The organism is Desulfobacteraceae bacterium, from assembly GCA_022340425.1.
In the GTDB taxonomy this organism is placed as follows: domain Bacteria; phylum Desulfobacterota; class Desulfobacteria; order Desulfobacterales; family JAABRJ01; genus JAABRJ01.
In genome coordinates this window covers 1-8,420 of sequence record JAJDNY010000066.1, presented here as the reverse complement: position 1 = coordinate 8,420, position 8,420 = coordinate 1, and the positions used below count along the sequence as shown (strand labels likewise).

The 8,420-nt window shown below is 63.8% G+C and carries 9 protein-coding genes; 5 read left to right on the top strand and 4 right to left on the bottom strand.

Going from position 1 to position 8,420, the window contains the following annotated elements:
• The coding region (locus LJE63_06410) for an Hpt domain-containing protein (GenBank protein MCG6906242.1) at positions 1 to 856 on the top strand (856 nt) is incomplete at its 5' end.
• A 20-nt stretch (positions 857 to 876) separates the two neighbouring features.
• Here the strand turns inward: LJE63_06410 and LJE63_06405 are convergent.
• The 3 genes from LJE63_06405 to LJE63_06395 form a co-directional block, all read right to left on the bottom strand.
• The gene (locus tag LJE63_06405; protein ID MCG6906241.1) at positions 877 to 1,257 is read right to left on the bottom strand and encodes a carboxymuconolactone decarboxylase family protein; all 381 of its coding nucleotides are present in this window, start codon (positions 1,255 to 1,257) and stop codon (positions 877 to 879) included.
• A gap of 250 nt (positions 1,258 to 1,507) precedes the next feature.
• Positions 1,508 to 1,636 carry a cupin domain-containing protein gene (locus LJE63_06400; protein MCG6906240.1) on the bottom strand — a complete coding sequence of 43 codons (129 nt, stop codon included), beginning with the start codon at positions 1,634 to 1,636 and terminating at the stop codon, positions 1,508 to 1,510.
• 93 nt (positions 1,637 to 1,729) lie between these two features.
• On the bottom strand, positions 1,730 to 2,392 hold the full coding sequence (locus tag LJE63_06395) for a TetR/AcrR family transcriptional regulator (protein MCG6906239.1): 663 nt from the start codon (positions 2,390 to 2,392) through the stop codon (positions 1,730 to 1,732).
• A gap of 132 nt (positions 2,393 to 2,524) precedes the next feature.
• Here LJE63_06395 and LJE63_06390 point away from each other — a divergent pair, with 132 nt between their 5' ends.
• Genes LJE63_06390 through LJE63_06375 form a run of 4 tightly spaced genes read left to right on the top strand, consistent with a single transcriptional unit; the run spans position 2,525 to position 7,601 of the window.
• Positions 2,525 to 3,553, top strand: a complete 1,029-nt coding sequence (locus LJE63_06390) for an efflux RND transporter periplasmic adaptor subunit (protein ID MCG6906238.1) — start codon at positions 2,525 to 2,527, stop codon at positions 3,551 to 3,553.
• 1 nt (position 3,554) lies between these two features.
• Positions 3,555 to 5,354 carry an ATP-binding cassette domain-containing protein gene (locus LJE63_06385; protein ID MCG6906237.1) on the top strand — a complete coding sequence of 600 codons (1,800 nt, stop codon included), beginning with the start codon at positions 3,555 to 3,557 and terminating at the stop codon, positions 5,352 to 5,354.
• Positions 5,347 to 6,483, top strand: a complete 1,137-nt coding sequence (locus tag LJE63_06380) for an ABC transporter permease (GenBank protein ID MCG6906236.1) — start codon at positions 5,347 to 5,349, stop codon at positions 6,481 to 6,483. The genes LJE63_06385 and LJE63_06380 overlap by 8 nt, the downstream gene beginning before the upstream one ends.
• On the top strand, positions 6,480 to 7,601 hold the full coding sequence (locus LJE63_06375; protein ID MCG6906235.1) for an ABC transporter permease: 1,122 nt from the start codon (positions 6,480 to 6,482) through the stop codon (positions 7,599 to 7,601). Before LJE63_06380 ends, LJE63_06375 begins: the two co-directional genes overlap by 4 nt.
• Before the next feature lie 252 nt (positions 7,602 to 7,853).
• Here the strand turns inward: LJE63_06375 and LJE63_06370 are convergent, their stop codons facing one another.
• On the bottom strand, positions 7,854 to 8,339 hold the full coding sequence (locus LJE63_06370; GenBank protein ID MCG6906234.1) for a hypothetical protein: 486 nt from the start codon (positions 8,337 to 8,339) through the stop codon (positions 7,854 to 7,856).
• Between the last annotated feature and the right edge of the window lie 81 nt (positions 8,340 to 8,420).

Genomic DNA, 8,420 nt, shown 5'->3' with positions numbered 1-8,420 from the left:
ACGAATTCGGGAAGACCCGGCCCTGGTTTCGCTGCCCATTATTGCCATGACAGCCCACGCGATGAAAGGGGATGAGGAGAAATGCCTGGCCGCCGGCATGGATGGCTACGTTTCCAAACCGATCAACCAGAACCGTTTATTCCACACACTATGGAAATTAATTCGGCGCAAGGGACATCCGGCCGCAGCTGAGAAACGGAAAAGACTCCCCCTGGCGGCTGAGAAAAAGGAGGACCAGATGAAAGCATCACAAGCTCTTCCGGCACACCTGCCGGGCATCAACATTCAGGATACATTGAGCCGCCTCGGCCTGGGTCAGGAGACCTTCAAACGGATTCTGGCCGGATTTTTCAAAAGCAACGCGGAGACGCTGAACCACATCCGGAACGCTTTCGACGAAAAAAATTGGGAGGCACTGCGAGAATTGGCGCACAGCCTCAAAGGCAGCGCGGCCAATATCGGCGCCGAGGCGCTCAACCAGGCGGCCAAAGATCTCGAAATGGCCAGCAAAGCACAGGCGGCTACACCCTCCATGATAGACGAGGTGGAAGCGGCGTTGAATCAAGTGCTGGATTCGCTGGGAACACTGGTTGGAACTCCGGCGAAAGCCGCGCCGGATCAAAAAACAGCCTCTCCCGAGGACGCGTCCCGGATCAGTCCGCTTTTGAAAAAGCTCGCCATCGCCCTCGAGGCCGCTGAACCGGAAGAAATCCGAAAGCACATGAAGGCGCTCAAGGAACATCTCGAGAGCCCGGCCCTGCAAACCCTTGAAGACGATGTGGCCAACTATGATTACGACAAGGCGCTTAAAACCCTTGCAGAGATCGCTTCAAAATTGGGCGTGCAGTTGAAATGAAAATTGGCGCGATAAGATGCCTATATGGAAAAACCACATTTTGCCATCAAGTACTTTGCCGCTTCCCGGCCGGTCGTCCGGGTTACCTGATGTATATCTGGACAACCGGCTCTGAATCTGGGCACGCCGGGAGATTGCGTTGCGTCAATGAAATTCATATACTTCTTCCATGATCTGCAACGCAAGACGCGCGGATACCGTGGCGGGGCCGCCCCCATTTCGATTCCGACTTCGACCACTTCCAACACCTCGTCATAGGACGCCCCAGCGGCGGCGGCCTGTTCAATATGCCACTGCATGCAGGATTCGCAATTTATGCGGACCGAGATGCCAATCGCGATGAGTTCCTTTCCCCTCTTCTTGAGCGCCCCGCCTGAAAAGGCGGCTTTTTCCAACTCCAAAGTCGCCTTGAAAACCCTCGAGCACTTCTCGATCAATTTCTGATGCGTTCACTTTCGGATCCGCGTCAGATCCTGCAGCTTTTCCCTGCTCATGGAAATTCCCTTTTTTCAAGACGTGCGCGGCTTATCTTGGTACCGATATGAACTCCGCATCGCGCCGGATGAGCGCTCCTTTGGCCCGCGGGCTCTAATCGCGCCGGCCACTGTCCCCGTGGGCGCCGCCTTGGGCCTGACGGTTTCCGAGCGTTTTTTACACCACATGGGCCTCCCTGGGCACGATGCAGATGAAGCGCAGCGGCTCCTTGCCGGCATTGCGGTGCTGGTGCGGCTTGCCGGCCGGGACGTAGGCGTAGGCGCCGAGGCCACCGGGTGATCCCATGGCAACGGCCGGCGGATAAAACGAAATCTCCGTTCCGCGAGGGCGCTCCCGGTTAACTATCTTCGGACCGCGCGAAAGGGCCCAGGGCGACGGTCAGCGCGGACGTCCCATGGCATGGATGCCGCCGGCCGCGTAACGGGTCACCACGGTCGCCAGCCGCCGGACCGCGATGCGGTCACCGGGAAGCCGGTAGCCGAAGCGCTCCAGCACCCACCTCCCGATCTCGTGCTGGACGCAGAGCATCAGGGTCATGTTGGTGGCCTCGGTGAGAGCTTCGGGCTCGAGGCCGGCGCCGAGCGCGGCCACGATGCGCTCCAGCTCGCGGCGGATGCCGGCCAGGAGGGTGCGGACCATCTCGTCGAATACGGCGGTGGGCTGGACGATCTCGCGCACCAGGACTCGGCCCAGGTAGGGGTGCTGGGCGCGGCGCAGCAGGATCACCCCCAGAAACCACTCGATCCACCCCGCCAGCGCCTCTCCGGCGTCCGGATAAGCCTCGAGCGTCGGCATCTTCTCGGTGGACAGGATAGACACGTGGGAGCCGATCAGCACCTCCCGGTAAAGGGCCTTCTTGCTCCCGAAATAGTACCTGACCGCGCCCAGGTTGACACCCGCCGCATCGCAAATTTGCCGCAGGCTCGCCTCCTGGAAACCGCTGTGGGCGAAGGCGTCGCCGGCGGCGTTCAGGAGGCGGGTGCGGGTTTCCACCGCATCTCTTCGCCTTGGTTCCAGCCGCGGTTCGCTTGTCGGTTTCATGATCGACGAATCGTCCTCCGTCATTATCTTATACAGACGTTTGACTTTTCAGGCAAGCTGCCATAGAAATATACAGGTGTATGAATTAACCGCCCAGCCCGGGCCGCCGTGCCCGCAACCGGAGCCCCCCGCATGAAAAGGCCCCCCTTCCCCATTATCGCGTTGGTTCTTGTCCTTCTCGCCGGCATCACCGCAGGGGTCTGGTGGCTCACCGGCTCCGGCAGCCATCAAAGCAACGCCTTGATGCTCTATGGCAACGTGGAGATCCGCGATGCGGAACTCGCCTTCGACGAGGAGGGGCGGATCACGGAAGTCCTTGTGGAGGAAGGCCAGGTTGTGGCGGCCGGTCAAGTAATCGCCCGCATCGAAAGCGACCGTCTGGCCTCCCGCCTCGCCGAGGCCAAAGCCCGTCGGGCGGCCCAGCAGGAGGTGGTGCGACGCCTGACCACCGGAACGCGCCCCCAGGAAATTGCAGCGGCCGAGGCGCGGCTGACAGCGGCCGAGGCCCGGCGGCGAAACGCCGAACGGCTCGTGGGCCGGTTGATCCCGACGGCCAGGGCCCGCGCCACCGCCAGGCAGGAGCTCGACGACGCGCGGGCCGAACTGGATGTGGCGCGGGCCGATGCCGATTCGGCCCGTGAGACCCTCGACCTGGCCCGCGAGGGGTTTCGCGAGGAGGAGATTGCGGAGGCCCGGGCGGTCTTGAAGGCCCGGGAGGCCGAAATCGCGCTGCTGAAGACCCGCTTGGAGGATACGGTGCTGCTCGCGCCCTCCAAGGGGGTTATTCAGAGTCGCGTCCTCGAACCCGGCGAGATGGCGACCCCCACCCGCCCCGTGGTGGTCCTCGCCCTGAACGACCCCAAATGGGTTCGGGCCTGGCTGCCCGCACCCGATCTCGGACGGGTGCGCAGCGGGATGCCCGCGAAGATCTACACCGATTCCTTCCCGGGACGAGCCTTCCAGGGGTGGGTGGGCTTCATGTCCCCCCAGGCGGAATTCACCCCCAAAAGCGTCCAGACCACAGACCTGCGGACCCAGCTCGTCTACGAAACGCGCATCTGGGTCGATGACCCGGGAGACGTGCTGCGGCTGGGCATGCCGGTGACCGTGGCGGTGGAGGCCCCGGCAGCGGGGCAGGCCACCACCGAACCCGGAGACTGACGTGGAAGCGCGACTCAAACCCTGCGCCGACGCTGAAAAGGCTTTAGAGGCCCGGGACCTGGTCATGACCTTTACGGCCCCCAAGGGCCAATCGGTCACAGCCCTGGCCGGTGTTTCCATATCCGCGAAGCAGGGGCGGGTGACCGGCCTGGTGGGTCCGGACGGGGCCGGCAAAACCACCTTCCTGCGCATCGCCGCCGGGCTGATGCCGCCCACGGCCGGGCGCATGGTGGTGCTGGGCCTGGACATTACCGGGGATGCCGCCGGGATCCGCAGCCGCATCGGCTATATGCCCCAGCAATTCGGGCTTTACGAGGACCTGACGGTGCGCGAGAACCTGAATCTCTATGCCGATCTCCAGGGGGTGCCCAAACCCCTGCGGGCCGAACGTTTCGACCGGCTCATGGCGATGGCCGACCTTGTTCCCTTCGGCGCTCGCCTGGCGGGACGGCTTTCCGGTGGCATGAAACAGAAGCTCGGCCTGGCCTGCTGCCTCGTCAAGGCGCCGGAGCTGCTGATCCTGGACGAACCCACGGTGGGGGTCGATCCGGTTTCCCGGCGGGATCTGTGGCGCATCGTGGAGGAATTGGTGACCCGGGACGGGGTCGGCGTTGTTTTCTCCACCGCCTACCTGGACGAGGCCGAGCGGTGCCACCACGTGGTCCTGCTCCACGAGGGCGCAAAGCTCGAGGAGGGCGCGCCGGACCGGCTCCGGGACCGGGTCCGTGGCCGGGTCTTCTGGGTCTCGCCGGCCAGCGGAATGGCCCCCCGGGACCTCCAGGCGGCCCTCGCCCGGTCTCCCGGGGTGGTCGACGCGACCATCCGGTCGGGTCGGGTCCGCACGGTCTGGAAGGTCGGAGGCCCTCCGGACCTTCCTGAGGTGCCCGAAGCCAGGGGAGCGGTGGTGGCGCCCGCCGAACCCCTCTTCGAGGACGCCTTCGTCGATCGGCTGGCGGCGGCAGGGGTAGGCGGGCATTCGGGCGGGACCCCGGTCTGCTCTGGATCCTTCGCCCCCGCGGTGACATCCGGCGAGGTGGTTGTCAGCGTCCACAACCTGACCAAGCGCTTCGGGAACTTCACGGCCGTGCGTGAGATCGGCTTCCACGTGCGCCGGGGCGAGGTGTTCGGCCTTTTAGGCGCCAACGGGGCCGGCAAGACCACCACCTTCAGGATGCTCTGCGGCCTGCTGCCCGCCAGCGAAGGGGAGATCCGGATCGCCGGCCGCGACCTCCGGCGCGCCCCAGCGCGCACACGGTCTCGGCTGGGCTACATGGCCCAGAAGTTCTCCCTCTACCGGCAGCTCACCGTGAGCCAGAACCTCCGGTTCTACGGTAGTGTCTACGGGCTCTATGGTCGGCGGCTCCGCGCACGGATGGATTGGGCACTTGACGAGTTCGACCTGCGGGTCCGCCGCAACCAGGCCTCGGGCGGCCTCCCGGTGGGCTACCGGCAACGGCTCGCCATGGCGGCGGCCCTGCTCCACGAGCCCGACATCCTCTTTCTGGACGAGCCGACCTCCGGCGCCGACCCCCTGGCCCGGCGGGAGTTCTGGCTGCGGATCAACGGGTTCGCCCGCTCCGGGGTGACGGTCATCGTCACCACGCACTTCATGGAGGAGGCGGAATTCTGCGACCACATGGTCATCATGTCCAGGGGGGGATCGCTCGCCAGTGGGACCCCGGCTTCGATCCGGGCCCTGGCCCAAATCCCCGGGCGGCCCGAACCCAGCGTGGAAGACGCCTTCGTCGCGCTGACCGATGGCGCGGTCCGTCCGAACGCCGGAGACACTGCCCATGGGTGACCGCGGCATATCCCGGATGCGGCTCTCCGGCTTTCTGCGAAAGGAAGTCCGTCAGATCCTCAGGGACCCCAGCAGCATCCTTCTGGGTATCGTGATGCCGGTGGTGCTGCTCTTCCTCTTCGGCTACGGGGTCTCCCTCGACCCCCAGGCGGTACCCGTGGCCCTCGTGGTCGAGGACCGGGGGCCTCCCGCCCGCGATCTGGCCGCTCGCTTCGCGCTGTCGCGCTATTTCACGCCGGTGCCGGCCCCCACCATGGCCCAGGCCGAGGCTTGGGTCCGAAAGGGGCGGATCGACGGGGTCGTCCGTATCCGGTGGGGCTTTTCGGCCGAGGTCCTGGCCGAGAGGCGGGCCACGGTGCAACTTGTGCTGAATGGGGTGGACGCCAACCGCGCCCGCCTGATTCAGAACTATGTCCGGGGCGTGGTGGCCACCTGGGAGGAGATGCGTCGGGTCCAGGGCCGGGAGTCTCCCAGGGCCCGGGTGGCGGTCGACCACCGGATCTGGTTCAACGACGCGGGGGACAGCCGGCACTTCCTCGTGCCCGGCCTCCTCACCCTGATCATGACCCTCATCGGGACCCTGCTGACGGCCCTGGTCATCGCCCGGGAGTGGGAGCGGGGCACCATGGAGGCCATCCTGGCCACCCCGCTTCGCACCGACGAACTTCTCCTGGGCAAGGTGATCCCCTACTTCGGGCTCGGCATGACCGGCATGGCGCTGTCCGTGGTCCTGGGCGTGACGCTCTTCGACGTGCCCCTGCGCGGCTCGCTCCTGCTTCTGGTGGCGCTCAGCGCCCTCTTCCTGCTGGCCGCCCTGGGGCTCGGCTTGATGATCTCCGCCTTCACCCGAGTGCAGTTCGTCGCGGCCCAGATTTCGGTGGTCGCAGGCTTCCTTCCGGCGTTCTTCCTCTCCGGCCTGCTCTTCGACCTCCAAAGCACACCGCCCTTCATCCGGGCGGTCAGCCACCTCGTCCCGGCCAGATATTTCGTGACCATCAGCCAGACCCTGTTCCTGGCGGGCAACGTCTGGGACGTGTTGCTGCCCTCGGCCGGCACTCTTGCGGTGATGGCGGTCGTCTTCCTGGGCCTTGCCCGACGCCGGCTGGCAAAGCGGGTACCGCCGCCATGAAGGCTCTGCGTCGCATCCTGACCCTGGTGGTCAAGGAGTTCGTCGTGGTGATGCGCGATCCCAAGAGCCGGTTCGTGGTCATCGCACCGCCCATCATCCAGTTCTTCGTTTTCGGCTACGCCGCCACTTTCGACTTGACGGATGTGCGTTACGCGGTCCTGGACGCCTCGCGGACGCCCGCCTCCAGGTCGTTGCTGGCCCGGTTCGAGGGCTCCCCCCACTTCCAACAGGTGGGCGAGCTCCGCTCCGAGGCGGAGGCCCGGCGTGCCATCGACCGGCAGGAGGTCCGGCTGGTGCTCCACGTCCCTTCGGATTTCGGCGAGGACCTTCTGGCCGGCCGGCCGGGCCGGCTGCAGGTCCTTCTGGACGGCCGCAATTCCAACGTCGCCGCCATCGCCATGGGCTATGTCGACGGCATCGTCCAGGCATACAACGCCGCCCTTCCCCCGCCCCCGGGCGAGGGGCTCCCCTATCCCGCCATCCAACTGGCGGAGCGCGCCTGGTTCAACGAAAACCTGGAAAGCCGATGGACCATCGTATCAAGTTTGGGCGGCATCATCAGCATGGTGGTCGTGGTGATCCTGGCCTCCCTCTCGGTGGCCCGGGAACGCGAATTCGGCACCTTCGACCAACTGTTGGTCTCGCCTTTCAGACCCTGGGAAATTCTGATCGGCAAGTCGCTGCCGAGCCTGGCTTTCGGCCTTCTGGACGCCCTCCTCCTCTCGGCGGGGGCCGTCCTCTGGTTCGGCGTCCCTTTTCGGGGCAGCATCCCGGCCCTCCTGGCGGCCCTTTCGGCCTTCGTGATCGCCATCGTCGGGATCGGCCTGTTCATCTCCGCCATCTCCACGACGCTGCAGCAGGCCCTTCTGGGGGCATTCATCTTCGTGATGCCCGCCGTCATCCTGAGCGGCTTCACCACCCCCATCCAGAACATGCCGGAGTGGCTCCAGACCCTGACCCTCGCAAACCCCATGCGCCACGTGATCTCGGCCCTGCGGCAGATCTTCCTGGTGGGAGCGGACACGGCGGCGGTGTGGCCGCAATTGTGGCCGCTTGTAGTCATCGCCGGTCTCACCCTGCCGGGAGCCGCATGGATGTTCCGCCATCGGACGACCTGAAGAAAGGGCCCCACCACCGAACCGCCCCGATCTGCCACATTGACGGACATCGACCTCGCCCTGGGCTGATTTCGAAAATCAACTTGGATCCTTTCCGATTCCTTTGCCGCGTTAGTCGTCGGCGGAAAGCCTTTATATGCCCCCTCGCCGGCCGGCGAGTATCACAATGCCTCTGTCCTGAGTAAATTTACATGGCGTTACCAGACAAAATCCCGGCCCGCGAAGGTAATCACCATTGACGAAAGCGCGCAGTTAATCATCAAGCAGTAGCAACGGAATCCAGGGCATGGCTATCGATGGATATGAATTTGGATCGTTTGGATCACTCTGCCCTCGGAATTCTTGGAGATTTGAGTAACCATCAGATTCTATATCCAGTGAGGCATCATCTACCAATGGATTAAGGCCACACTGAACCTCCAATCCGTCGGGTATTTTGTCACCGTCAGTATCAGAATTCTCCCGATTCGTCATATAAATGATGAGTTCCTGATAATCCTTGAGACCGTCGACATCAGTGTCCGTCGCCTCAGTGATGACACCACCACCTATGGCAAAAGAGGTTAATAATTCAACTGCCTGGACCTCAGGATCATAAATTTTAAGGGTGCCAAGATATGGAACCACCCAATCATAGGTGGTCAGAGTGTCATCTTCCCCATAACCCCACATGCGCAGCCCTTTCAAGGTAGTACTTTTACCTTTTTCTTTGTTCGAGTAATTTTGCAGTAGAAACATGAGGCCTGTATTTTAGGTTTTTTCGCTTCGGCTGGGGTTTTTTCGGACCCCGGGGATGCTTCTTAAAGGCTGACAACTTCA